20 protein-coding genes are annotated in these 26175 nt (G+C 70.2%); 12 read left to right on the top strand and 8 right to left on the bottom strand.

What is annotated here, in order from left to right:
* Positions 1-79: 79 nt before the first annotated feature.
* The 4 genes from LNW73_RS01665 (at position 80) to LNW73_RS01680 (ending at position 5837) form a co-directional block, all read left to right on the top strand.
* On the top strand, positions 80-1294 hold the full coding sequence (locus tag LNW73_RS01665; protein WP_250988551.1) for a glycoside hydrolase family 6 protein: 1215 nt from the start codon (positions 80-82) through the stop codon (positions 1292-1294).
* 385 nt (positions 1295-1679) lie between these two features.
* Positions 1680-4028 (top strand): AbfB domain-containing protein, encoded by a 2349-nt coding sequence (locus LNW73_RS01670; protein ID WP_250988552.1) that lies wholly within the window; start codon positions 1680-1682, stop codon positions 4026-4028.
* A 331-nt stretch (positions 4029-4359) separates the two neighbouring features.
* The gene (locus LNW73_RS01675) at positions 4360-5208 is read left to right on the top strand and encodes an alpha/beta fold hydrolase (protein WP_250988553.1); all 849 of its coding nucleotides are present in this window, start codon (positions 4360-4362) and stop codon (positions 5206-5208) included.
* A 68-nt stretch (positions 5209-5276) separates the two neighbouring features.
* Positions 5277-5837, top strand: coding sequence for a hypothetical protein (locus LNW73_RS01680; RefSeq protein WP_250988554.1), 561 nt, complete (start codon positions 5277-5279; stop codon positions 5835-5837).
* On the opposite strand, the gene LNW73_RS01685 is transcribed toward LNW73_RS01680, so the two are convergent.
* Together LNW73_RS01685 and LNW73_RS01690 are read right to left on the bottom strand one after the other, a co-directional pair.
* A complete protein-coding gene (locus LNW73_RS01685) occupies positions 5802-6251 on the bottom strand; it encodes an RNA polymerase sigma factor (RefSeq protein ID WP_250992771.1) in 450 nt (149 codons plus the stop codon). The genes LNW73_RS01680 and LNW73_RS01685 overlap by 36 nt on opposite strands.
* A 228-nt stretch (positions 6252-6479) precedes the next feature.
* Entirely contained in the window at positions 6480-6950 is a 471-nt protein-coding gene (locus tag LNW73_RS01690) for an SLATT domain-containing protein (RefSeq protein ID WP_244809593.1), read from the bottom strand.
* Positions 6951-7114: 164 nt separating this feature from the next.
* Here LNW73_RS01690 and LNW73_RS01695 point away from each other — a divergent pair, with 164 nt between their 5' ends.
* Positions 7115-7387, top strand: a complete 273-nt coding sequence (locus LNW73_RS01695; RefSeq protein ID WP_250979074.1) for a GlsB/YeaQ/YmgE family stress response membrane protein — start codon at positions 7115-7117, stop codon at positions 7385-7387.
* Between the two features lie 48 nt (positions 7388-7435).
* Here LNW73_RS01695 and LNW73_RS01700 read toward each other — a convergent pair whose 3' ends face one another.
* Positions 7436-9034, bottom strand: a complete 1599-nt coding sequence (locus tag LNW73_RS01700; protein ID WP_250988555.1) for a Na+/H+ antiporter — start codon at positions 9032-9034, stop codon at positions 7436-7438.
* Positions 9035-9102: 68 nt separating this feature from the next.
* Here LNW73_RS01700 and LNW73_RS01705 point away from each other — a divergent pair, with 68 nt between their 5' ends.
* The 3 genes from LNW73_RS01705 to LNW73_RS01715 all read left to right on the top strand — a co-directional run bounded on the left by LNW73_RS01705 (position 9103) and on the right by LNW73_RS01715 (position 12527).
* Complete coding sequence (locus tag LNW73_RS01705; RefSeq protein WP_138354227.1) at positions 9103-9363, top strand: UBP-type zinc finger domain-containing protein; 261 nt, start codon at positions 9103-9105, stop codon at positions 9361-9363.
* A 364-nt stretch (positions 9364-9727) separates the two neighbouring features.
* Positions 9728-10999 carry a serine hydrolase domain-containing protein gene (locus LNW73_RS01710; protein ID WP_250988556.1) on the top strand — a complete coding sequence of 424 codons (1272 nt, stop codon included), beginning with the start codon at positions 9728-9730 and terminating at the stop codon, positions 10997-10999.
* Between the two features lie 133 nt (positions 11000-11132).
* On the top strand, positions 11133-12527 hold the full coding sequence (locus LNW73_RS01715; protein WP_250988557.1) for a DUF1254 domain-containing protein: 1395 nt from the start codon (positions 11133-11135) through the stop codon (positions 12525-12527).
* Positions 12528-12574: 47 nt separating this feature from the next.
* On the opposite strand, the gene LNW73_RS01720 is transcribed toward LNW73_RS01715, so the two are convergent.
* Complete coding sequence (locus LNW73_RS01720; RefSeq protein WP_250988558.1) at positions 12575-14014, bottom strand: DHA2 family efflux MFS transporter permease subunit; 1440 nt, start codon at positions 14012-14014, stop codon at positions 12575-12577.
* Between the two features lie 130 nt (positions 14015-14144).
* Between LNW73_RS01720 and LNW73_RS01725 the strand changes: the two genes are divergently transcribed.
* Positions 14145-14600 carry a MarR family transcriptional regulator gene (locus LNW73_RS01725; protein WP_250988559.1) on the top strand — a complete coding sequence of 152 codons (456 nt, stop codon included), beginning with the start codon at positions 14145-14147 and terminating at the stop codon, positions 14598-14600.
* 101 nt (positions 14601-14701) lie between these two features.
* On the opposite strand, the gene LNW73_RS01730 is transcribed toward LNW73_RS01725, so the two are convergent.
* The 3 genes from LNW73_RS01730 to LNW73_RS01740 form a co-directional block, all read right to left on the bottom strand.
* Positions 14702-15259: a PadR family transcriptional regulator gene (locus LNW73_RS01730; protein ID WP_250988560.1), complete on the bottom strand. Its 558-nt coding sequence runs from the start codon at positions 15257-15259 to the stop codon at positions 14702-14704.
* Between the two features lie 90 nt (positions 15260-15349).
* Positions 15350-17371: an oxidoreductase gene (locus LNW73_RS01735; RefSeq protein WP_250988561.1), complete on the bottom strand. Its 2022-nt coding sequence runs from the start codon at positions 17369-17371 to the stop codon at positions 15350-15352.
* Positions 17372-17476: 105 nt separating this feature from the next.
* Complete coding sequence (locus LNW73_RS01740; protein WP_250988562.1) at positions 17477-18403, bottom strand: LysR family transcriptional regulator; 927 nt, start codon at positions 18401-18403, stop codon at positions 17477-17479.
* A gap of 105 nt (positions 18404-18508) precedes the next feature.
* Here LNW73_RS01740 and LNW73_RS01745 point away from each other — a divergent pair, with 105 nt between their 5' ends.
* Positions 18509-19153, top strand: coding sequence for an ArsR/SmtB family transcription factor (locus LNW73_RS01745; protein WP_250979065.1), 645 nt, complete (start codon positions 18509-18511; stop codon positions 19151-19153).
* Positions 19154-19162: 9 nt separating this feature from the next.
* On the top strand, positions 19163-19909 hold the full coding sequence (locus tag LNW73_RS01750; protein WP_250988563.1) for an SRPBCC family protein: 747 nt from the start codon (positions 19163-19165) through the stop codon (positions 19907-19909).
* Between the two features lie 54 nt (positions 19910-19963).
* Here the strand turns inward: LNW73_RS01750 and LNW73_RS01755 are convergent, their stop codons facing one another.
* Positions 19964-21649: a discoidin domain-containing protein gene (locus LNW73_RS01755; RefSeq protein WP_250988564.1), complete on the bottom strand. Its 1686-nt coding sequence runs from the start codon at positions 21647-21649 to the stop codon at positions 19964-19966.
* 472 nt (positions 21650-22121) lie between these two features.
* Here LNW73_RS01755 and LNW73_RS01760 point away from each other — a divergent pair, with 472 nt between their 5' ends.
* Positions 22122-26081 (top strand): discoidin domain-containing protein, encoded by a 3960-nt coding sequence (locus tag LNW73_RS01760; RefSeq protein WP_285392193.1) that lies wholly within the window; start codon positions 22122-22124, stop codon positions 26079-26081.
* Positions 26082-26175: the final 94 nt, after the last annotated feature.

Below are 26175 nucleotides of genomic sequence, written 5' to 3' on the forward strand. Positions count from 1 at the left end.
TGCCGAGCAGCGTTCATCTCTTGAACGAACATTCCTGATGCGAATCGAAGAGGAAGTGGGCACAATGAACCGAACATCCATGGGAGCGCTCCCACATCTCCGTCGCTGGGCCACGTTTCTGACCGCCACAGCGGCCGCCACCGCGACCGCGTTCTGCGTCCTGCCCACCCCGGCCGCAGGCGCCACCACCACGACCACCGACCACTCGCTCCCGGCCGCCACCCGCTTCTACACCGACCTCGACAGCAAGGCGGCGCACCAGGCGGTGGCCGACCTCAGGGCGCACGACTACACCGGCGCCCTGTCGATGGCGAAGCTGGCCTCCTGGCCGGTGGCACAGTGGTTCAACGGCACGAGCACGCCTCAACAGACCACCGCCGACATGACGAAGCTGCAGGCCAGAGCGGCGCTGCAGCACCAGGTGCCGGTGGCGGTGGCCTACAACGTGCCGGGCCGTGACTGCTCCCAGTACTCAGCGGGCGGCGCGTCGAACTCCGCCGAGTACGCAGCGTGGATCGACGCCCTCGCCCGCGGCATCGGCGGCCATCGCACCGTCGTCGTCCTGGAGCCGGACGGTCTGGCACTGAGCCCGGCGTACTGCGGCGGCACCGCCGCTCAGCAGGCGGACCGGATCGCCGAGATCCGTGGCGCCGTGCAACGGCTGGAGCGACAGCCCGGCGCGGTCGTCTACCTCGACGCCGGGCACAGCGCCTGGCAGAACGTGGGCGTGATGGCCGGGTTGCTGGTCGAGGGCGGCATCGCCCAGGCGCAGGGCTTCTTCCTGAACGTCTCCAACTACCGGACCGACGCGGACCTGATCCGTTACGGCACCCAGGTCGCGCAGTGCACCTGGTACCTGCGCAACGTCCCCGGTGCGGCAGCCGGCGACTGCGCGAACCAGTACTGGCCGGCCGCCGACGCGGACGCCTGGTACGCGAGCCATGTGCCCGCGGATGCCGTGCTCCCGCACTTCGTGATCGACAGCAGCCGCAACGGCCAGGGTCCGTGGACCCCGGCCGCCGATTACAGCGATCCGCAGACCTGGTGCAACCCTCCGGGACGCGGGCTGGGCACCCGGCCCACCGCCGCCACCGGAGTCCCGCTGCTCGACGCGTTTCTGTGGATCAAAGTCCCCGGGGAGTCCGACGGCAGTTGCACGCGCGGCACTTCGGGACCGACCGATCCGGAGTACGGCATCACCGACCCGGCCGCCGGCGTCTGGTGGGCGGACCAGGCCCACGGGCTCGCCGATCGCGCCCGCCCGGCACTGACGTGGAACCTGGGCCGGCCGTAAGCCGGTACGCGGTGCGGCACACCTGACCGGACCGCACCGCGTACCTCCCCACACCCGGCCACCACACGCGCCACCTCGTCCGACCGGGGTGGTGCTGCGCTTTACATCGTTAAATGACAACGATGGGCCTCTCCACCCCCGCGCCGACGGTAAAGCTCCAGGCAGCGCCGGTGCCGCGCCCCTGCCGTGGGCACAACAACCCCAGTACCGCAGTGGCTGATTGCTGCCGGAGGTCTGGACAGTGACTGGGCGGCGTGCTGTCATTCCGCTGGGCATGGCATTTCCAACGTTAGAAGAGTTGCTGCCAACACCCCTTGATCCGGCAGGACTTGCACGGCACGACGACGGACCCGGCACGGCCCACCCCCACGAAGGAGCCGCTCTGATGAAACGTCCACCCGGCACCGGGCACCCGCCCTGGCGGCGCCGGCTCGTCTCCGCGTTCGCGGTGCTGGCGCTCGCCGCCGGCGCGCTCGCCGCCCTCGGTCCGGCGCCGGCCAGTGCCGCCGCCTGGTCGCCGAAGCCCTCCCCCATGACCACCCCCTGGACGAACCAGGTTCCGGTCGACAACCCGCTGCCCGAGTACCCCCGCCCCCAGCTCACCCGGCCCGACTGGGCCAATCTCAACGGCATCTGGGACTTCGCCGTCACCGGCCGCGACGCCGCCCAGCCCGCGGCGTTCACCGAGCAGATCCGCGTCCCGTTCGTCGCCGAGTCCGCGCTGTCGGGCATCCAGCGCAAGATCACCCAGAACGACAAGCTCTGGTACAAGCGCACGTTCACCGTCCCCGGCACCTGGAACGGCCGCCGCGTACAGCTCAACTTCGGCGCCTCCGACTGGCAGACGACGGTGTGGGTCAACGGCCGCCAGGCCGGGACGGCGCACAAGGGCGGCTACGACGCCTTCGGCTACGACATCACCTCGCTGCTGACCGGCGGTTCCAACACCGTCGTGGTCTCGGTCTACGACCCGACCCAGACCGGCGGCCAGGCCGTCGGCAAGCAACGGATCAACGAAGTCGCCCCGCACCCGGGCGGCGGGATCTTCTACACCGCCGCCTCCGGGATCTGGCAGACCGTCTGGCTGGAGCCCGTCGCCGCCGCGCACATCACCCGCGTGGACATGAACCCGAACCTGGCGAACAACACGCTGCGCGTCACCGTCAGGGGTGACGGCATCAGCGGCCAGAGCGCCAGGGTCACCGTCTCCACCGGAGGCACCACGGTCGGCACCGCGACCGGGCCCGTCGGCACGGAGTTCTCCGTCGGCGTGCCCAACGCGCATCGGTGGAGCCCGGACGACCCGTTCCTGTACGACGTGCGCGCCGATCTCACCAGCGGCGGCGCGACCGTCGACTCGGTCGGCAGCTACACCGGGATGCGGTCGATCGCGGTCGCCAAGGTCGGCAACATCATGCGGCCCGTCCTGAACGGCACGTTCGTCTTCCAGAGCGGCACGCTCGACCAGGGCTTCTGGCCGGACGGCATCTACACCGCGCCGACCGACGCCGCGCTCAGGTCCGATCTGCAGGCGCACAAGGACCTGGGCTTCAACATGGTCCGCAAGCACATCAAGGTCGAACCGCAGCGCTGGTTCTACTGGGCCGACCGGCTCGGGCTGCTGGTGTGGCAGGACATGCCCGCCATGGACACGGGCAAGTCACCGGACAGCGCGGCCCGCGCCCAGTGGGAGACCGAGTTCCACGCGGTCATCGACCAGCACCGCAGCTCCCCCGCGCTGATCCAGTGGGTGGACCAGAACGAGGGCTGGGGCCAGTACGACCAGGCCCGTATCGCCAACGACGTCAAGGCCTACGACCCGTCCCGGCTCGTCGACAACATGAGCGGTGTCAACTGCTGCGGCTCCGTCGACGGCGGCAACGGGGACGTCGTCGACAACCACAACTACGTCGGTCCTGGCAACACCGCTCCGAGCCCCACCCGCGCCGCCGTGCTGGGTGAGTACGGCGGGCTAGGCTTCAAGGTGGCGGGCCACGAGTGGTATCCGGGCGGCGGGTTCAGCTACGAGGACCAGCCGAGTCTGGCGGCCCTCAACAACCGGTTCACCGGACTGCTCGACGCCATCCGCCTCAACCAGTTGCCCGCCGGTCTCTCCGCGTCGGTCTACACCGAGATCACCGACGTCGAGAACGAGGTCAACGGCCTGCTCACCTATGACCGTCAGGTCATGAAGGTCGACGCGGCCCGGGTGAAGGCCGCCAACCGGGCGCTGATCAACGCCTCCCTCAACCCGCCGCCACCGGTCGTCCTCCCCGTCGGCCAGTACAAGTCCCTGCGGGTCACCACCCCGGGCTTCACCAACCGGTATCTGCGCCACTCCGACGCGCTGGCGTACACGGAGGTCGTCGACGGCAACAGCGGCGCGGTGCTGAAGAGCGACGCGACCTGGAAGATCGTCACCGGCCTCGCCAACAGCGCCTGCTACTCCTTCGAGTCCCGCAACTTCCCCGGCGAGTTCCTCCGCCACCAGAACTTCCGGGTCCGGCGGGATCCCGACGACGGATCGGCGCTCTTCAAGGCCGACGCCACCTTCTGCGCCGTCCAGGGCAACGGCGGCGTACGGTTCTCGGCCGCCAACTACCCGGGGAGCTACATCCGGCACATCAACGCCGAGGTCTGGCTGGCCACTCCGGGCGGCGGTCACACCTGGGACAACCCGGCCACCTTCACCGAGGACACCACCTGGTCCGTCGATTCACCGTGGGCGCCGTGAACTGACCACGACGCCGGCCCACGGGACGCCCTGACCGGCGGCTGGACGGGGTTCCGCCTCCCTCCTCGCCCCTCCAGCCGCCACCCGGCGCCCCGCGTGTGACCCACCGCACACGGAAATCCGGGCCGCCCGGGGATTGCACCGACCGCCGCCGCCCTCTCCACCGGCACAGGGACAGGGACAACACACGGAAGGCGGTCCCATGCCGGTCCAGAGGACACCCGGAGCCCGCACACCGCGGACGGCGGGAACAGCGACACCGAAGGCGACGACCGGGGAGACAACGGCCGGGGAGACGACGTCCTCCCGGCCCTACCCTCCCGTTCCGGGAGTGCGCCACCACCACGTCCTGGCCGACGGCGTCCGGCTGCACTACGCCGAGGCCGGCGACCCGGGCGCACCGCCGGTGCTGCTCGTCCACGGCTTCCCCCAGCACTGGTACACCTGGCGGCACCTGCTGCCGGGGCTGGCCGGTGAGTACCGGCTGATCTGCCTGGACATGCCCGGCTTCGGCTGGTCGGAGGCGTCACCCGGCGGCTACGGCACGGACCGGCGGGCGGCGGACCTCGTCGCGGTGCTGGACGCGCTCGGGCTGGAGCGGGTGCGGCTGCTCGCCCATGACTGGGGTGCCTGGGCGGGGTTCCTCGCCTGCGCCCGGTCTCCGGAACGCTTCAGCCACTTCCTCGCGCTGAACATGGTCCACCCCTGGCCCACCCGCCGGAACACCCTCCGGCACGCCTGGCGCTTCTGGTACACCGTGCTGCTGGAGTGGCCGCCGCTCGGCCGCCAGGTCCTGCGGCGCTGGCCGGCGTTCACCCGCTACCTGCTGCGGCGCGGGGTGGCCGATCGCGCGGCCTGGCGCGCGGGCGAGGTCGAGGAGTTCGCCACCGCGGCCCGGCAGCCGCGGAGCGCGCGAGCCGGTGAGGGGATCCACCGCGCGTTCGTGGCGCACGACATCGCGGCCCTGCGCCGCAAGGAGTTCCACTCCCTGCGGCTGACCGTCCCGACCGTGCTCCTGGCGGGCGAGCGCGATGTGGTCATCCCGCCAGGGCTGCTGGCATGCGGTGAGCCCTTCGCCGACGCGCTGGCCGTCGAGGTGCTCCCGGGCTGCGGGCACTGCCCGCAGCACGAGCGGCCGGAGTTGGTCGTGGCGGCGGCCAGGCGTTTGTTCGCGAGCTGAGTTGATGCGACGCTCTCCCGCAGACAGTGCGAAGGGGAGCCGATCCGATGAACGAAACGCGATGAACGATGCCCGATGAACGACGCCCGGTGAACGGCGACGCCGACTGGCCGCAGGCCGGTCTCGATCCGCTGCGGCGTCTGCGGGTGGTCGCGGGGGCCTCGAAACACGCCGTGTTCGTCGAGCACCACTTCGACGCCGCCCCGGACCAGGTGTGGGCGGTGGCCGCCGACCTCGAGGGCGAACTGCCGCACCTCATCCCCGGCCTGCGCTCGTTCACCGCCGAACGGTCCGCGGATCGGCGGGCGGACGACGACCGGCTGTCCGACGAGCGGCTGTCCTTCCGGGCGGTGAGTGTTCTCGGCCACCGGGAGCGGTTCGAGGTCGTGCTGCGGCCGGGCTGGTGTCTGATGCAGAGCCGGCTGCTGGCCGGTGGCATGGCCGCGGTGCCCGACGGGTCGGGCACCCGGTTCGCCTTCTTCAGCGCCTACCGCTCCCCCGCCGGCGCCGCCCTCCAGTGGCTGCGCCGGCCCGGGGCGCGGGCGCGCGGCGCCGCCCTGATGGCCGCGCTGCAGCGGCGGATCGACGCACGGTCACTTCCCGGCGCCGCCCCAGGCGCCGCGGAATGACCTCCTGGCCCGGAACAGCCGGGATCTGACGGTTCCCAGCGGGACCGCGAGCACCCGCGCCACTTCCTGTTCGTCCAGCCCTTCGACATGGCGGAGCATCAGAACGGCGCGGTGTTCGGGCGACAGTCTCCGCAGCACGTCGCCGATGTCCTGGGCGAGTTCCGGATCGCCGGGCACGGGCAGTTCTGACAGCTCCGCCGGGACCGTTCGCTGCCGCTGCTTCGCGAGGCGCACGGCCTCGCGGACGGCGATCACCCGCACCCAGCCGAAGAGCGCCGCGGGCTCCTTCAGCTTCCGGATGTGGCGGAAGACCGCGATCAGTGTCTCCTGGGCCGCGTCGTCCCCGTCCTCGAGGGCCACCGGGCCGCAGATCCGGCCGACGTACGGGGTGAGGACGGTGAGCAGTTCGTCCATCGCCAGCCGGTCGCCGCGCTGCGCACCCGCCACCAGCCGGGCCAACGCGGCCGGATCCCGCTCCCCCGCACGGCCTTCGCCGGCTTCCTCCGCCACTGCGCCCCCATCGGCCGGGGCCGACTCTAACACCGGCTACGGGCCGTCCCGCGAGGGCCGTTCCCGTGGCGTTCAGGGGCTACCGCGCACGTCAACCACCCTTCCGGCGGGCCGGGATGATGCCGCCGGGTCTTACACGATGCCCGGGCCGGCGTCCGAACCCGACCGCGCTCCGCGCCGGTGGACGGCCCAGCTCTGGATCTCCGCGGCCGAGACCGCCTCGATCGCCTCCACCAGCACCCGGCGGGCGTCGGCGTCCCGTTCGTCCTCCGGCAGCAGCCGGTACCGCTCGACGGCCGGGCGCAGCCGCGACCAGGACTCGGCGGCCAGCACGTAGCGCTCGGTGTGGTTGAAGACCTGGCGGAACCCGCCGATGAACACGGCGATGCCCGCCACGGTCGCCGTGACGGCGGCGGGCGCCTGGATTCCGGCCGCGACCACCGTGGCGGAGCCCGCCGACAGCGCGCCCAGTTCGGTGGTCCAGTGCCATCTGCGGGCGCCGTCGCGAGTGCGCGCGTACCAGTCCAAGTCCGTGAGGGCATAGGCCAGTACGGGGTCGTCGGGGGCCGGTGGCGGGGCGGGAGTCCGTCTGCGTATCAACACGCGAACATGTTGCCCCGCGATCGGGGCAGACGGAACGCATCAGGGAAGACCGTTGTCCGAAGTGGCACCCGGGAACCCCTCGCACCTGGGCTGCGTCCCTTTCGGTGCGGAGGGAACGCGGGTTCGCCCCGCGGAAGTGGTACGTCGAAAGGAAGGCACGCACCATGGGCATTATCGCCTGGATCGTCCTCGGACTCATCGCCGGGGTCATCGCCAAGGTTCTGCTGCCCGGACGTGATCCCGGCGGCATCATCATCACCACGCTGATCGGTATCGCGGGCGCGTTCGTCGGTGGCTGGCTCTCCGCCCGTCTCCTCGACAAGCCCGTCGGGGACCATTTCTTCGACCTGGCCACGTGGGGTGCGGCCATCGGCGGCTCGCTGGTCCTGCTGATCCTCTACCGGATATTCTTCGGCGACTCGCGCGCACGCCGCTGACCGTGCGGCGCTGACCCGCGCAGCACCCGCAGCAGCGGCCGGCCGCCGTCAGCCCGTCTCCTCGCGGTAGGCGGCGGCCTCTTCCAGATCCAGTCGGCGCAGCAGCGTCCGGAGCATCTCGTCATCGATGCGCCGGGCGTCGCGCAGTTCCACGAACACCTCGCGTTCGGCCCCGATCATCCGTCGGGCGAGCCGCCGGTACGTGCCGTCCGCGGACTCCCCGGTGGCCTCGTTGACCGCGCCCAGCCGCTCCCACACGGCGTTGCGCCGCCGGTCCATGACGGTGCGCAGCCGGTCGGCGAGCGGCTGCGGCAGGTCGTTCCACTCCTCGGCGAGCAGTTCGGTGAGCAGGCGTTCCGCGGCGGCCGAGGCCTCGCTCTGGGCCTGTGCCTCGGCGAGCGTCTCGGCGCGGACGTCGGGGGACGGGATCTTCAGCCAGCGGATCAGCGGCGGCAGGGTGAGGCCCTGGACCACCAGGGTGGCGATCACGGTGGTGAACGTCAGGAAGAGCACCAGGTTACGGGCGGGGAAGGCCTCGCCGTCGTCCATCGTCAGCGGGATCGAGAACGCGATGGCGAGCGAGACGACGCCGCGCATCCCGGCCCAGCCGACGATGACGGGCCCGGTCCAGTTCGTGTCGGGTTCGCGCTCCCGGATGCGGGACGAGAGCTTGCGGGGCAGGAACGTCGCGGGGAAGACCCAGGCGAAGCGGGCGGCCACCACGACGATGAAGACCGCGAACGCGTACCAGATGGACTCCCCCACCCCGTATTCGCCGAGCCCGCCGAGCACCACGCGCAACTGCAGCCCGATGAGGGCGAAGACCGTCGACTCCAGGATGAAGCCGACCATCTTCCACACCGCCGCCTCCTGGAGCCTGGTCGCGAAGTCGACCTGCCAGGAGCGGTGTCCCAGGTAGAGCCCGACGACCACGACGGCGAGCACGCCCGACGCCCCGACGCGCTCGGCCGCGGCGTAGGCCACGAACGGGATGAGCAGCGACAGGGTGTTCTGGAGCAGCGGTTCCTTCAGATGGGTGCGCAGCCAGTGCAGCGGCACCATGAGGATGAGGCCGACGACGACACCGCCCGCCGCAGCGACGGCGAATTCCCTGATGCCCTCGCCCCAGGTGGCTCCCTCTCCCACGACGGCGGCCAGGGCGACCTTGTAGGCGGTGATCGCGGTCGCGTCGTTCACCAGTGACTCGCCCTGCAGGATCGTGGTGATCCGGTTGGGCAGCTTGAGGCGCCGCGCGATGGCGGTGGCGGCGACCGCGTCGGGCGGGGCGATCACGGCGCCCAGCACCAGGGCGGCGGTCAGCGGCAGGTCGGGCACCACCAGGTAGGCGACGTATCCGACGGCGATCGTCGCGAACAGCACATAGCCGACGGAGAGCAGCGCGACCGGCCGCGCGTTGGCCCGCAGATCGAGGTAGGAGCTGTCGAGGGCGGCCGTGTGCAGGAGCGGCGGCAGCAGCAGCGGCAGCACGATCTCCGGGTCGAGGGTGTAGTCGGGGATGCCCGGCACATACGACGCGAGCAGCCCGGCGGCGACCAGCAGCAGCGGCGCGGGCACGGGCGTGCGGCGAGCCGCGGCCGCGATCACCGCACTGCACGCGATCAACATCAGCAGTGGCATGGCATCCATCAGCTTCGGCCCGTTCCCATCTCGTTCTCGTTCTTCGAATGCTCGTCACTCGCTCTAACCTGGCAATCATGAGCGAGTGCCCGCATGTTCCCGACCTGCCGCGCCTCGAGCCGGCTCCGCTGAGCGACACCTGCCTGGAGTGCCTGGCCGTGGGCAGCCATCCGGTGCAGCTCAGGCTATGTCTCGTCTGTGGCCATGTCGGCTGCTGCGACTCGTCGCCGTACCGGCATGCCACGGGGCATTTCGAGGAGACCGGGCATCCGGTGATGCGGAGCTTCGAGCCGGGCGAGAGCTGGAGCTGGTGCTTCGTCGATCTGCACCTGGTCTGATTCCCGGCATCCGGCGCTGAGGCGCTGAGGGCGGTACCCCGCGGGACAGCAGGCAGCAGACAGCAGCAGGCCCGGCAGGTTCGCACGGGGGTGGCGGCCTGCCGGGCCTGTGGAACAACGGTAGCGAGGACACCAGAGAAAATTCGACGTCTGGCCCGTAACCCGTGCTGCGGATACACGACACGGCGCAGGCACGCATTAATCCCGCCGGTCGCGCGCCGAAATGTCCTCGCCAACCGGTTGGCCGAATCCTGCCGGTGACATTCGGGGTCTGTCAACGAGTGGAGCCATCGACGGCGTCCTGCCCCACGCGGCACACAAGCCGCGCACAGCAAGGGATTCCGTACCGATGGAGAGGAACTCCATGTCGAAACTCCACTTCGGCCGGGGCGTACTGGGCCTGACGGCCGCGCTCGCGGCCGGCGCGACCCTCTTGGCCGGGCCCGCCACCGCCGCCACGACCGCCCCCTCCCCCGCACCGCACTCGGCGCCGGGACTCCCTACCGGGCACGCCGCCACCCAGTCCGCCCTCGACGGCACCGTCACCGCGGGCGCTCCCGGTGTACAGGCCCAGGCGCAGGTGGGCGGGGACACCTGGTTCGGTGCGGCCGGCACCGCGGATCCGGCGTCAGGACGTCCGTTCCGGCCCGGTGACGAGTTCCGGATCGGCAGCATCACCAAGTCGTTCGTCGCGACGGTGCTACTGCAACTGGAGGCCGAGAAGAAGCTGAGCCTGGACGACACGATGGACCGGCTGCTGCCGGGCGTGATCCAGGGGAACGGCAACGACGGCCGGCACATCACGCTCCGTCAGGTGCTCAACCACACCAGCGGGCTCTTCAACTACACGGAAGACCCCGCGATCCGGACCCGAATGGGCGGTCAGGGATTCCTCGACCACCGCTACGAGACATACCGGCCGCAGCAGATCGTCGCGATCGCCGTCTCCCACCCGCCGAACTTCGCACCGGGCACGTCCTGGAGCTACTCCAACACCAATTACATAGTCGCCGGCATGGTGGTGCGGAAAGTGACCGGCCATTCCTACGCCCAGGAGATCGAACGGCGCATCCTGCGGCCGCTGGGTCTGCGCTCGACGAGCGTGCCCGGCACCTCGCCCACGATTCCCGGCCGCCACGGCCGCGCCTACTCGGTGCTCTTCCCCCAGACTCCCGACCGGCTCTACGACGTCACCGAGTTCAACCCTTCGCTGGCCGGCTCGGCGGGCGAGATGATCTCCACCACCGCGGATCTGAACCGCTTCTTCAGCGCTCTTCTGCGCGGCCGGCTGCTCCCGGCCCAGCAGCTCGACGAGATGCTGACCACCGTGTCGACCGGCCCGGACACCCCCGACCTCCGGTACGGTCTGGCCATGATGTCCGTGCGGCTGCCCTGCGGGGTGACCGTCTGGGGCCATGACGGCGGGATCTTCGGTTCCTCCTCGTCCGCCACCACCACCCGCGACGGCCGGCACAGTCTCTCCTCCAACATCAACGCCGACTGGGTCGAGAGCCCGGTCTCTCCCGTGGTGGCGGAGTTCTGCCCGTCCTCTCCCGCCCACGACACCGCATCCCCGACCACAGCAGCACCCGCCGGCGCGTTCCGGACCACCGTGGCACGGACCACGGGCTTCTGACCGCACCGCCGGTCCTGGTCCCGGTCCGGTCACCGCCATGCGAGGGCGGGACCGGGGCCGGGGCCGTTCCGGCGGGTCGGGGCGGGTGCGGGCTCCGGCTGCGACCTGCGGATTCCGCCCCTACGCTCGGTCCATGGACACGCCTGCGGCCCACCCAGGACGGCTCGGCTCCGTGGTCATGGACGGCGAGCTCCCGCGCCGCGAAGACCTCGGCATCGTCTTCGACGAGCTCGACCACCAGATGGCCACCCAGGCGTATCTGTGGGCGCTGCCCCTGGTCTCGTACGCGCAGTGGCAGCGGGTGCACACCGACGAGTTCGGGGCGGGCCCCAGCGATCTGGTCCACTACGAGAGCTATCGCGACCGGCTGGGCCTGATCACCGCCAACACCACCACTCCCTACGTCCTCGGCTTCATCGACCTCGGCATCACCGGACCGCTCGTGGTGGACCTGCCGGCCGGGCCCACGGCGGGCGGTGTGTCCGACTTCTGGCAGCGCGAGATCGGTGCGATGGGTGAGATGGGCCCCGACCAAGGCGAGGGCGGGCGCTATCTCATCGTCCCGCCAGGCCAGGACGTGCCCGACGACGCCGACGGCTACCACGTCCTCACCGCGACCGGCATGAACGTGATGTTCGGCTTCCGCACCCTGGGAACCGACGCGGCGCAGGCCCAGCGGCTGGTGGACGCCGTAGGGCTCTACCCCTACGCGCACCGCGACGCGCCCCCGCCGACCAAGGTGCTCTCGCCGGCCGGCCGGACGTGGTCCGGCGTCCAGCCGAAGGGGCTGGAGTACTGGGAGCGGCTGCACGAGATCTACCAGTCCGAGGTCGTCGACGAACGCGACCGCTTCTTCCTCGCCATGCTCCGGCAGCTGGGCATCGAGCAGGACAAGCTCTTCACCCCGGACGAGCGCATGACGCGCATTCTCACCGAGGCCGCGGCGGCCGGCGAGCTGATGGCGCAGGCGAACGCGTTCGCCAAGCGGTTCCCCGGCTCCCGCTACTGGCCCGACCGGCAGTGGGACCTGGTCCTCATGCTCGACCGCTCCGACCAACGCGCCGCCGGCTACGACCAGCTGCTGGAGCGGACGGCCTGGTTCTACGAGGCGGTCAGCTTCTCCGCGGCCATGAAGAGCCGGACCCCCGGGCTCGGACAGGCCTATCTGGGCACCTACACCGACATGGACGGCCGCTGGCTCGACGGCGCCCGCCGGTACACCCTCCGCGTGCCCGCCGACCCGCCCGCGAAGCTGTTCTGGTCCGCGACGGTCTACTCCGCCGACACCCGCTGTTTGATCGACAACCCGCAGGAGCGCGGCGACCGCGGATCGCGCGACCCCGAGCTCGAGTACAACGAGGACGGATCGGTCGACCTGCACTTCGGACCGGAGGCCCCGGCCGGCAGGGAATCCAACTGGGTGCAGACCGTCCCCGGCCGCCACTGGTTCTGCTACTTCCGCCTCTACGGCCCCCTGGAGCCGTACTTCGACCACAGCTGGAAGCTCGACGACATCCGCCCCGCCTGAGATCACTGTCCGAGCTCCCTGCCTGAGGCCCTCGCCCCCGCCCCGGATCATCGGCCGACCGCCGGGACCGGCACCACGGGCGCCGGAACAGCGGCCCCGCTGTGGTTCCGCACCAGCAGGCAGGCGAGGGCACCCGCCAGCACCGCCGTGATCGGCAGGACCGCGGTGACGTGCAGGGTGGCGATGAAGGCGTCGGCGTACGTCCTGCCCGCGTGGAGCTCCGCGGCGAGCCGGCTCTGGAGCAGGCCGCCGACGGTCGCCGCCCCGATGACGGAGCCGATCTGACGGATCGTGTTGTTGACGCCGGAAGCCGCTCCGGCGAGCCGGGGATCGACATTGCGCATCGCCTCGGTGGACATCGGGGCGATCACGCAGCCGACGCCGAGGCCCGTGCCGATCGTCGCCGGGACGAACGCGTACCAGGGGGTGGCGGGACCGGCGATCAGCACGATCGAGAGCATCCCCGCCGCGTACATCACCAGACCCGACATCAGCAGGTATTTGCCGCCGATCCGGTCCGAGAGCCGCCCCGCGAACGGCCCCACCACCATCGACACCGCCGAGGAGGGGGCCAGCACCAGACCCGCCTTGACGGCGCTCAGGTGCAGCACCGACTGCAGATAGAGGTTGAAGGGCAGCACCAGGCCGATCATCGCCATCGACACCAGTCCGACCAGCACGGTCAGCACGGTGAAGTTGCGGTCGCGGAAGAGGGCGAACGGCACCAGCGGCTCACGGTCCTGGTGGCGGCGCTGGTGCAGCAGAAAGGCCACGGTCAGTGCGACTCCGGCGGCCAGCAGCGCCCGGATACCCGTACCCCAGTGGTAGTGCTCGCCCTCCTGGAGGCCGAACGCCAGCGAGAACAGCGCCGCGGTGGCGATCAGAACACCTGTCAGGTCGAAGCGATGCCCCCGCCCGGAGCGGATGTCGGGCACGACGAGGAAGGTCAGCGCGAGGGCGGCCACCCCGATGGGCACGTTGACCAGGAAGATCCAGCGCCAGCCGACGGTGGAGACCAGGACTCCGCCCAGTGTGGGTCCCGACAGGGTGCCCAGACCGGCGACGGTGCCCCAGATCCCCATCGCGGTACCGCGCCGTGCGGCGGGGAAGACCGAGACGATCAGGGTCATCGTCTGAGGTATCAGCAGGGCCGCGCCCAGCCCCTGGACGGCTCGGGCCGCGATCAGCGCCCCGGCGTTCGGCGCCAGCCCGCAAGCGATGCTGGCCAGGGTGAAGACCGCGAGTCCCGCCGCGAACAGATTGCGCGGCCCGCGCAGGTCGCCGAGCCGGCCTGCGGTGATCAGGAGGACCGCCAGGACCAGGGCGTAGCCGCTGACCACCCAGAGCGTCTGGTCGAGGGAGGCGCCGAGCCCGTCGATCATCTCCGGGATGGCGATGTTCACGATCGTCAGGTCCAGCAGTGTCATGAAGAAACCGAGGGAGAGCGTCAGGAGGACCGCCCAGGGGTTCCCGTGCCACTTGCGCATGATCGAAGGCCTTCCGTCCGTCCACGGCCCGGTGTCTCCCGCGCCCTGCCCCGACGATATTCCATCTTTTTCGATGCATCAAGACCAATGCATCAAGAAAGATGTATCGATGGCGATGTATCTTGGTCGCATGAACGGAGTCGAGCTGTTCCTGCTGGGACGCACCCTGATGAAGATCGGCGAGGAGGCCATGCCGGAACCGGCGGGCGGCGGCACCCACGCCGGCAGCGTCCGCTCGGTGCTCGTCGTGGCGAGCGACATCGCCACCCATCCGGACAGCGCCATCGGCGAGATCTCCGCGCGCACCGGTCTGCCGCAGAGCCAGGTCTCCAACGCCGTGGCAAGGCTGAAGGAGGCGGGCTCGGTGGTCACCTCGGCCGACCCGGCCGACCGCCGCCGCCTGCTCGTCCGCCAGGCGCCCGAGATCTCGGCCCGGGTGGAGCAGGTCCGGGCCACGACGATCGAGAGCGCGCTCATCGCGATGCTCGGCGCCGACGACCCGCGCCGCGTTCAGGAGGTCACCGATGCCCTGGACGTACTGGCCCGGCACTTGAACCCGCAGACGGCCGGCCGGCCGAAGGAGTAGCGGGTCGGGCACCCGTCCCGTCGCGACATCAACGTGGATCATCGGAGGCGGGATCGGCGCGTCGTAACGTCAGCCCGTCGCGACATCAGCGCGTCGTAACGTCAGCCCGCGTCGACCTCGTCCACGGCGCCCGGCCGGCGGAACTCCGCCAGGGCTTCGGTGAGCCACTCGATCCAGAACGTCTCCAGCCCGATCCCGGCGCGCAGCACCAGATGCCGCAGCCGGTCCTCACCACTCGGGTTCCCGGCGGCGAAGTCGCGCTCCTCGATCGCCGTGTACTCGGCCAACTGCCGCCGGTGGTCCGCGAGATGCCGTTCCAGCTCGGGTTCGAGGCCGTCCCGGCCGACGACCGCCGCCGCGCGCAGGCGCAGCAGCAGGGCGTCGCGGATCGGCTTGGGGTCCTGACTGGTGGCCACCCAGGTGGTCAGTTCCGCACGGCCCGCGGGCAGCACCTCGTACTCGCGCCTCTGGCCCCGGGACGGCGACTGGGCGAGCGCGTGGATGAGGCCGCCCTGCTCCAGCTTTCCCAGCTCGCGGTAGATCTGCTGGTGGGTGGCGGACCAGAAGAAGCCGATCGAGCGGTCGAACCGACGCGTCAGCTCCAGCCCCGAGGACGGCTTCTCCAGCAGGGCGGTGAGGATGGCGTGCGGCAGCGACATGGTCTTACGACACCTCTCTGGGACCCGGTCGTCCGGCCGGGGCGTCCCGGCCGGACGATGGACGTACTGGGAGGCATCCTAGGATCGGCGTCAGAGCGCCGCCGCCAGCTCGGTGCCCTGGCGGATGGCGCGCTTCGCGTCGAGTTCGGCGGCGACGTCGGCGCCGCCGATGAGGTGCGCCGAGTGCCCTGCCTCGCGCAGCGCCTCGTACAGGTCGCGGCGCGGCTCCTGGCCGGTGCAGAGCACGACGGTGTCGACGGCGAGGACCTCGCTCCGGCCGTCGACCGTCACATGGAGGCCGGCGTCGTCGATGCGGTGGTAGGTGGCGCCGGCGACCATCGTGACGCCGCGGTGCCGCAGTTCGGTGCGGTGGATCCAGCCGGTCGTCTTGCCCAGTCCCGCGCCGACCTTGCTCTCCTTGCGCTGCAGCAGGTGCAGGCTGCGCGGCGAGGTGGCCCGCTCGGGCTTCCGCACTCCGCCCCGCGTCCCGTAGCCGGGGTCGATCCCCCACTGGCGGAAGAACGCCTCGGGGTCGAGGCTCGCCGAGTCGCCCCCGTCGCTGAGGAACTCCGCCACGTCGAACCCGATGCCGCCGGCGCCGAGGATGGCGACGGACTGCCCGACGTGGGCCCCGTCGCGCAGCACGTCCAGGTAGCTGAGGACGCTGGGGTGGCCGACTCCCTCGATGTCCGGGGTGCGGGGGACGACACCGGTGGCGAGCACGATCTCGTCGAACCCCTCGGCGGTGAGGGTGTCGACGGTGACGGCGGTCTTCAGCCGGACGTCGACGCCGTGGAGCTCCAGCTGCTCGCGGTAGTAGCGCAGCGTCTCGTTGAACTCCTCCTTGCCCGGGACCTTGCGGGCGATGTTGAGCTGTCCGCCGATCTCGGTCGCGCCGTCGAAGAGGGTGACCGCGTGACCGCGTTCGGCCGCCGAGACCGCGAAGGCGAGTCCGGCCGGCCCGGCCCCGACCACTCCGACGCTCTTGCGGAGCCTGGTCGGCCGCAGGATCAGCTCGGTCTCGTTGCAGGCGCGGGGGTTCACCAGGCAGGACGTGATCTTCCCGCTGAACGTGTGGTCCAGGCAGGCCTGGTTGCACCCGATGCAGGTGTTGATGGTGGCGGACCGCCCGCGCCGGGCCTTGGCCACGAAGTCGGGGTCGGCCAGCAGCGGGCGGGCCAGCGAGACCATGTCCGCGCAGCCCTCGGCGAGCAACTGCTCCGCCAGCTCCGGGGTGTTGATGCGGTTGCTGGTCACCAGGGGGATGCCCACGGAGCCCATGACCTTCTTCGTCACCCAGGTGAAGGCGCCGCGCGGTACGGAGGTCGCGATGGTCGGGATCCGCGCTTCGTGCCAGCCGATGCCGGTGTTGATGATGGTCGCGCCGGCCGCCTCGATCTCCTGGGCGAGGGTGATGACTTCCGCGAGGGTGGATCCGCCCGGTATGAGGTCGAGCATCGAGAGCCGGTAGATGAGGATGAAGTCCGGGCCGACCCGCTCGCGGACCCGGCGCACGATCTCGACGGGGAAACGGATCCGGTTCCGGTACTCGCCGCCCCAGCGGTCCTGCCGCTGGTTGGTGGGCGCCGCGATGAACTCGTTGAGCAGGTATCCCTCGGACCCCATGATCTCGACGCCGTCGTAGCCGGCGAGCTGCGCGAGCCCGGCCGCCCGTACGAAGTCCTCGACGGTCTGCTCGACCTCGTCATCGGTCAGCGCGTGCGGGGTGAAACCGCTGATGGGCGCTTGGAGGGCGCTCGGCGCGACGAGATCGGCGTGGTGCGCGTACCGGCCGAAGTGCAGGATCTGCATCGCGATCTTCGCGCCCTCGCGGTGCACGGCCGCGGTGACCGCGGTGTGCTGCTCCGCCTCGGCCTCCGTCGTCAGCTTGGCGCCGCCCTCGTACGGGCGCCCCGCGTCGTTGGGGGCGATTCCGCCGGTGACCATGAGCCCGACACCGCCCCGGGCGCGGGTGGCGTAGAACTCGGCCATCCGCTCGAAGCCGCGGGGAGCCTCCTCCAGACCGACGTGCATCGAACCCATCAGCACCCGGTTGGGCAGGGTGGTGAAGCCCAGGTCCAGCGGGCTCAGCAGGTGGGGGTAGTCGCTCATCAGGGGGCCTCCTCGCGCGAACTCGTAGCGCAAGTTCTAGACGAGTCGAGCCGATTATGCAACAAGTTGCATAGACAGGGGTGGCCACCACGCGGGCCACGAGGTCTAGGCGGGAGCGCCCTCCGTCCGCTCCGTCCGCTCCGTCCGCTCCGGCAGTGCGGCGCGGGCCTGCCGGACCAGGGCGCGGGCCGCCGGGCCGGCCGGCCCCTCCGTGCGCCAGGCGAGCGCGAGGCGTCCGCGAAGCTTCGGCCGGCTCAGGTTCACGGCGTGCAGTTCACCGGGGTAGGAACGGGCGAGGGACTCGGGCAGGATCGCCACGCCCAGCCCCCGGATGGCGAACTGCGCGAGGACGGTGGGATCCCCCGCCTCGAACGCGATCCGCGGCCGGAAGCCCGCCGCGGCGCAGGCGTGGTCGACCACGGTGCGCAGCCCGGTGCCGCGCGGCAGGCACATCAGGGGACGGCCGGCGAGGGCGTCGAGGGCGATCGAGGTCCGGGCCGCCAGCGGATCGCCGGGGGCCACGGCGACGACGAACGGCTCGTCGACGACGACCTGCACCCCGATCCCCGGCGGGAGCTCGCCCGCCAGGCTGACGACCGCCACGTCCAGTCGCCCGGTGAGCAGCGCCTGGAGCAGATTGTCCGAGGTGTCCTCGATGAGGCCGATCTCCACCGCCGGGTGGCTGTGATGGAAGTCGGCCAGCAGCCCGGCCACGTCGACGCCCTGCCCGAGCGACGTCACGGTGCCGACCGCGACATGCCCGCGGACCAGCCCGGTCAGCTCCTCGACGGCCTGCCGGGCGCCGGCGACCGCGGCGAGCGCCGCCCGCGCGTAAGGCAGCACCGCGGCGCCCACCTCGGTCGGCCGGACCGTGCGGCCCGAGCGGTCCAGCAGGTCCTGGCCCAGCTCGCGTTCCAGCTGCCGGATCTGGGCGCTCACCCCGGGCTGCGCCACATGGAGCTTGGCCGCGGCCTTGGTGAAACTCGCCTCTTCGGTGACCGTCACGAGGTATTCCAGCTGGCGCAGTTCCATAACGCGGAACGCTAGCAGTCACGCCTTCCAGTCCTATGGCTTATGGTCTCCACCGACAAGAAGATACGTCTGGACAAAAATAATTGTCGGTGAGAGTGTGGAGCCATGTTGGACGTGACAGTGATCGAGGACCCGGCGGCAGCCGAGGTCTCGCTTGCGCCGATAAGGGCCCGGCTGCTCGCCGAACTGATGGAGCCCGCCTCGGCGACCATGCTGGCCGCCCGGGTCGGGCTGCCCCGTCAGAAGGTGAACTATCACCTCAAGGCGCTGGAGCGGCACGGCCTGATCGAGCTGGTCGATGAGCGCAGGAAGGGCAACGTGACGGAGCGGCTGATGCGCGCGACGGCCGCGTCGTACGTCATCTCCCCGCTCGCGCTGGCCGCGGTGCAACCCGATCCGGCCCGCTCCCGTGACCAGCTCTCCGCCCGCTGGCTGCTCGCGGTCGCCGCGCGCCTGGTGCGCGACGTCGGCACGCTGCTCACCGGCGCGGCCAAGGCCCGCCGGCCGCTCGCGACGTTCGCACTGGACGGCGAGGTGCGCTTCGCCTCCGCCGCCGACCGGGCGGCGTTCATCGAGGAACTGGCGGCCGGCGTCGGCGCGCTGGTCCTCAAGTACCACGACGCGTCGGCGGAGGGCGGCCGCGACCACCGCGTGGTCGTCGCCGTCCACCCCACCGTCAAGATGCCGCCGGCCGGCCCGGCCGAGCCGCTGCCCGCCGCGGACGTATCACCCACTGACAAGCCCGTATAAGGAGTCACCATGTCCAAGGAATTCGAGATCGTCCGGGAGTTCGAGGTCCAGGCGACCCCCGAGCAGGTCTGGGAAGCGCTCACCGAGGGGACGGCCGGCTGGCTGTGGCCGATGGAGTACGAGCACCGCGAGGGCGGCGCGGCCCCGTTCGGCGGCACCGTGACCGCCTGGGATCCGCCGCACCGGCTCACCGGCCGGGTGGAGACCCCGGAGGGCGCGGAGAACCAGACGTTCAATCAGCTGGACCACGTCATCGAACCGCGCGAGGGCGGCCGCGCCTGGGTGCGTTATGTGCACAGCGGCATCTTCGTGGACGACTGGGACAACCAGTACGACGGCGCCGACAAGCACACCGACTTCTATCTGCACACGCTGCGGCAGTACCTGGAGCACTTCCCCGGGCTGACCCCGGTCTACGCCGCCGTCGAGGGCCCGGCGGCGTCCGGCGCGCCCGATGCGTTCACCGTGCTCGGGCGGGCGCTGGGGCTGCCCGACGACGCGGCGGCGGGCACCGCGGTACGGGTCGGGCTGCCCGGCCCGGACGCGGTCGACGCCGTGCTCGACTACCGCAACCAGTACTTCATCGGGCTGCGCACCGCCGACTCGCTGTACCGCTTCTTCGGCAGGAACGCCTTCGGCGGAACGGTCGGTGTCGTGGTGCACCGGTTCGGCACCGGCCAGGACGCCGACGCCGAACCGGGCGTGAAGAGGACCGAGGCCGCCTGGCAGAACTGGATCGACGGAGTGTTCGCCTGACGGTCCGCGGTGAACGCGCTGGAGTGCGCCGTCAGCCGGCCCTCAGGACCCCTCTCAGGACCCGTAGACCTGGAACTCAGCGACCTGTCCGGCCGGCCACCCCGTGTTGGCGGTGAAGCTGAGCCGCAGGTACCGGACGGTCGCGGTGGCCGGGAAGGTGATGGTGGCCTTGTTGCCGGTGGCCGGGTCGAAGGTGTGGCCGGCCGGGCCGGCCACCGTGGCGAAGTTCGAGCCGTCGGTGCTGCCCAGGACGGAGAGCGTCTGGGTCCTGGCCCCCCAGGCGGTGGCGGGCGGCACGGACAGGACGACCCGCTTGGTGCCGGTCGCGGCCCCGAGATCGACCTGGAGCCACTGCGGGAACGCGTTGTTGGCGCTCTCCCAGTAGCTGTTGGCGTCACCGTCGACGGCGTTGCCCGAGCCGTAGCCCTGTGTGTGACTGCTCTCCGACGTCGGCCGGTGCAGCGCGAGGTTCGGGTCGGCGGGAGGGGGCCCGCCGCCGGCGACCGGGGCGGTCGGACGGACCGGGGTCAGCGCGAGCTGCCCCTTGAGCATCCTGCCGCCGTCGGCCGTGAGCCGCAGATAGTAGTCCGCCGAGCAGGCCGTCCCGTCCTCGTCCAGCCCCAGCAGGCCGGAGCCGACCGGGACGGTCGCCGACGTCTCGGCCGTCTTGGCGATCTGGTTGCCCTCGTTGTACTCGTCGAACATCGAGATGTAGATGCCCTGGGCGCCCGCCCGGACCACGTTGTAGAACTGCCGCCACATGAAGTCGCCGTGCGCCCGCTGGCGTCCGCCGACGTCTCCGGGGAGCACGCACGGCTGGTAGTCGATGCCGTGGGCGTTGCAGTCGGCCTGGTCGGGCACCGTGCACAGGTCGTAGAAGTGGTCGGAGTCGCCCGCGTTGCCGATGCGGCCCACCATCCACGGGGAGAGCATGTGGAAGGCGTGGTAGACGTCGAGGTACCCGGGTTTTGAGTCGTTGACGCCGGTGCGCCAGTACGTCGGCACTCCGCCCATCACGTAACAGCCCTGGCCCTTGAACCAGTTGACGACGTCGAGGCAGGCCGCCGGGGACCAGGGGTGGTTGTCGTCGGCGAAGCCGAAGCCCCAGATGCCCACGACCGGCTTGCCGTTCTGCCGCGCGTACGCGGCGGACGACGTGAGCGCCGACATCTTGGCGGTCCAGTCGGCCTTGATCTCGGGCTGCATGTTCGCCCAGCCGCTGACGTCGTACATGACGTAGAACTTGCGGTCGTTGGCCTCCGCCGCGGTTCTGACCTTCCCGGCCATCGCGTCGCGGGTCGCGCCCTCGCCGCCGTTCGGGTTGAACCGCTGCAGGGCGGCGGTGTCGCAGCCGTTCTGCCGCATCGACAGGAAGTGGGCGTCGACCGTCTGCTGGTCATAGGAGGAGAAGAGTGTCGCGGGCTGCCCGTTGCCGAGGTTGCCGTAGGCGGTCCGGTAGGCGCCCGTGTAGTCCCGCATGTCGGGCCATGCCCTGATCGCGTTGTTGGACGGGGACGGCGGCTGGGACCAGTTCTGGCTCCAGTGCCACCAGCCGTTGATGGGCGCTCCGTCGCCGGGGGCGGCGAACCAGCCCTGATAGCCGACGGTGATCTTCCCGACCACATCTCCTGGAGGGCTCGCGGCAACGGCCGCCGCCCCGAGCGTCCCGGTGGCCGGCAGGGCGCCGAGGGCGACTCCCGCCGTCACCGATCCGATGAACACCCGGCGTGAGATCCCCATGTGGACTCCTCCCGTTGTGCACGGTTGCGCGCCGTTGACCGGTCAGCGGCAGATCGTAGCCACGGCGAAACACCAACGCAATAGAGCGTGCTCGATGAGCAATATATGTGAAGAGATCTGCAAATTAGGCCCACTTGCAGCTCGCAACGGGTGGAGTCCGGCATTCCATCCGTCGAACATCCCCCGACCGTCCCACAGTTCCCTGCCGGACCAGTTGGTTCCGGACACCCACAAGCCGATCTTGCGGGGGCGTAGACGTGGCTGTAGCACGTCTGTAACACTCTGCTAACTCAACGCAAATTAATCGCAGGGTGATGTTCATTCCTCACCGTTCTCCGCAACTTCGACGGCGAGAGCGTGGCCGTGGCCTCACTCGCCCCCCACTCCTGACACTCCGGACGAGAGATAGAGGAACGCAGTGAGATCGAAGCGGATACCCAAGCTGGTCGCGGGCTCGCTCGCGGCCAGTCTGATGCTTCTCGGCGGGCCGGTGCTCCGGGCCGCGGCGGCCGAGGCCGCCCCCGACGCCGTGGCGGGGAAGACGGCCTCGGCCAGCGCCTCCAGCGGTGGCGGCACAGCCGCAAACCTCAACGACGGTGACCAGTCCACGTACTGGGAGGGCAGCGGCAGCGCCCTCCCGCAGTGGGCGCAGGTCGACCTCGGGCGCAGCAGGACCATCGACCAGGTCACCCTGAAGGTCCCGGCGGGCTGGTCGAGCCGCACCCAGACGCTCGCCGTGCAGGGCAGCGCGGACGGCACCAGTTACGAGACGATCGTCGGCTCCGCCAAGTACGTCTTCGCTCCCGGCTCGGGCAACGCCGTGAAGATCAGGTTCCCGGCGGCCAACACCCGCTTCGTCCGGGTCGCCGTCACGGCGAACACCGCCAAACCGGCCGCTCAGATCTCCGAACTGCAGGTCTCCGAGGCGGCGGCCTCGACCGTCAACCTCGCCATCTCCAAGACCATCACGGCGAGCAGCTCCAACTCCCCCTACGTGGCGGGCAACGCCAACGACAGCAACCAGGCCAGCTACTGGGAGAGCAACAACAACTCCTTCCCGCAGTGGATCCAGGCCGACCTGGGCGCCACCGTCGGCGTGAACCAGCTGGTGCTGAAACTGCCGGCCGGGTGGGAGACCAGGACCCAGACGCTGTCGGTACAGGGCAGCACCAACGGCTCGTCCTTCACCGACATCGCCGCTTCCAAGGGCTATGTCTTCAATCCCTCCGCCGGCAACACGGTGACGGTCGACTTCAACACGATCAACACCCGGTACGTACGGCTGAACATCACCGCCAACACCGCCTGGCCCGCTGCCCAGCTGTCCGAGTTCGAGCTCTACGGACCGACGACGGGTGACACACAGGCGCCGACCGCGCCGGCCAGCCTGGCCTACACACAGCCGGCGTCCGGCCAGATCAAGCTGACCTGGAACGCCTCGACGGACAACGTCGGCGTCACCGGCTACGACGTGTACGCCAACAACGTGCTGCGCACCAGCGTGGCCGGAAACGTACTCACCTACACCGACAGCCAGCCCGACTCCGCGACCGTGGCCTACTACGTCAAGGCCAAGGACGCAGCCGGCAACGAGTCGGGCAACAGCAACACCGTCACCCGCACGGGGACCGGCGGCGGCGGCTCGAACCTGGCGGTCGGCAAGGACATCACCGCCTCGTCCACCATCCAGAACTTCGTCGCCACGAACGCGAACGACAACAACGTGGCGACCTACTGGGAGGCGAACGGCGGCAGCTACCCGAACACGCTGACCGTCGCGCTGGGCTCCAACGCCGACGTCAACTCGGTCGTGGTGAAGCTCAACCCCGACGGAGCCTGGTCGACGCGTACCCAGACCATCCAGGTCCTCGGACGTGAGCAGAGCTCCTCGTCCTTCACCAGCCTGACCTCACCGACCGTCTACACGTTCAACCCGGCCTCGGGCAACACGGTGACGATCCCGGTCAGCGGACGGGTCGCCGACGTCCAGCTCAAGATCACGTCCAACTCCGGAGCGGGCGGCGGCCAGGTCGCCGAGTTCCAGGTGATCGGCACGCCGGCTCCGAACCCGGACCTGACGGTGTCGGCGCTCACCGCCACGCCCGCCTCGCCGGTCGAGACGGACCCGATCACGCTCTCCGCGACGGTCAGGAACATCGGTCCCGCGGCCGCCGGCGCGACCAACGTCAACCTCTACCTCGGCACCACGCTCGCCGGCACCGCGCCGGTCGCCGCACTCGCGGCCGGGTCGTCCGCCACCGTCTCCGCCACCATCGGCGTACGCAACGCGGGCTCGTACCCGCTGAGCGCCAAGGTCGACGAGGCCAACACCGTCATCGAGCAGAACGAGGCGAACAACAGCTTCAGCAGCCCGAGCCCGCTGGTCGTCACGCCGGTGGCCAGCTCGGACCTGATCGCGTCGCCCGTCAGCTGGACCCCGGGCAACCCGGCGGCCGGCAACACGGTGACCTTCTCGGTGGCCATCAAGAACCAGGGCACCGTGGCCTCCGCGAGCGGCGCCCACGGCATCACCCTGACGGTCACCGACACCACGTCCGGATCGGTCGTCAAGACCCTGACCGGCGCCTACAACGGGACGATCGCGGCCGGCGCCACGGCGAGCCCGGTCAATCTGGGCACCTGGACGGCCGGCAACGGCAAGTACAGCGTCAAGACCGTCCTGGCCAACGACGCCAACGAGCTGCCGGTCAAGCAGGCCAACAACACCAGCACCCAGTCGCTCTTCGTCGGACGCGGCGCCAACATGCCGTACGACATGTACGAGGCCGAGGACGGCGTCCTCGGCGGTGGCGCGGCCGTCGTCGGACCGAACCGGACCGTGGGCGACGTCGCGGGCGAGGCGTCGGGCCGTAAGGCCGTCACCCTCAACTCGACCGGTTCGTCCGTCGAGTTCACCACCAAGGCCAGCACCAACACCTTGGTCACCCGCTTCTCCATCCCGGACGCCGCGGGCGGCGACGGCATCAACTCCACCCTGGACATCTACGTCAACGGCAGCTTCCTCAAGGCCATCGACCTGACGTCCAAGTACGCCTGGCTGTACGGGAACGAGACCGGTCCCGGCAACTCGCCCGGCGCCGGCGGCCCGCGGCACATCTACGACGAGGCGAACATCATGCTCGGGACGACCGTCCCGGCCGGAGCGAAGATCAAGCTCCAGAAGGACGCCGCCAACACCACCACCTACGCGATCGACTTCATCAACCTCGAGCAGGCCACGGCGATCGCCAACCCCGACCCCGCCAAGTACACGGTGCCGGCGGGCGTCACCCACCAGGACGTCCAGAACGCGCTCGACAAGGTCCGGATGGACACCACGGGCACCCTGGTCGGCGTCTACCTGCCTCCGGGCGAGTACCAGACGGCCAGCAAGTTCCAGGTGTACGGCAAGGCCGTGAAGGTGGTCGGCGCCGGTCCCTGGTTCACCCGCTTCAACGCGCCCTCGACCCAGGCCAACACCGACATCGGTTTCCGCGCGGAGGCCACCGCGAACGGCTCCTCGTTCTCCGGCTTCGCCTACTTCGGGAACTACACCTCGCGGATCGACGGTCCGGGCAAGGTGTTCGACTTCTCCAACGTCGCCAACATCTCCATCGACAACGTCTGGAACGAGCACACGGTGTGCCTGTACTGGGGCGCCAACACCGACAACATCTCCATCACGAACAGCCGTATCCGTGACACGTTCGCCGACGGCATCAACATGACGAACGGCAGCACGGACAACCACCTCAACAACATCGAGGCCAGGTCGACGGGCGACGACAGCTTCGCGCTCTTCTCCGCCATCGACGCCGGCGGGGCGGACGAGAAGAACAACGTCTTCGAGAACCTGACGTCGATCCTGACCTGGCGCGCCGCAGGTGTCGCGGTCTACGGCGGCTTCGCCAACACCTTCCGGAACATCTACATCGCCGACACCCTGGTCTACTCGGGCATCACGATCAGCTCGCTGGACTTCGGCTACCCGATGAACGGCTTCGGCACCGACCCGACCAACCTGCAGAACATCTCGATCGTGCGGGCCGGCGGGCACTTCTGGGGCAGTCAGGTCTTCCCGGCCATCTGGGTCTTCTCGGCCTCGAAGATCTTCCAGGGCATCCGCGTCAGTGATGTGGACATCGTGGATCCGACGTACAGCGGCATCATGTTCCAGACGAACTATGTCGGCGGACAGCCGCAGTTCCCGGTGAAGGACACCATCTTCACCAACATCTCCATCACCGGAGCCCACAAGAGCGGCGACGCGTTCGACGCCAAGTCCGGCTACGGCATCTGGGCCAATGAACTGCCCGAGCCCGGCCAGGGCCCGGCCGTCGGCACCGTCACCTTCAACAACCTCCGGATGAGCGACAACTTCCAGAACATCAAGAACACCACCTCGACCTTCACCATCGTCCAGAACCCGTAAGGAGCAGAGAGCCGGTCAGCTGGACGCGAGTGCCGCCGGGAGTCCTGACGCTCCCGGCGGCACTCGCGTTTCCGGGTGGGGAGGATGCGGCGAT

This window comes from Streptomyces sp. RKAG337 (genome assembly GCF_023701715.1).
In the GTDB taxonomy this organism is placed as follows: domain Bacteria; phylum Actinomycetota; class Actinomycetes; order Streptomycetales; family Streptomycetaceae; genus Actinacidiphila.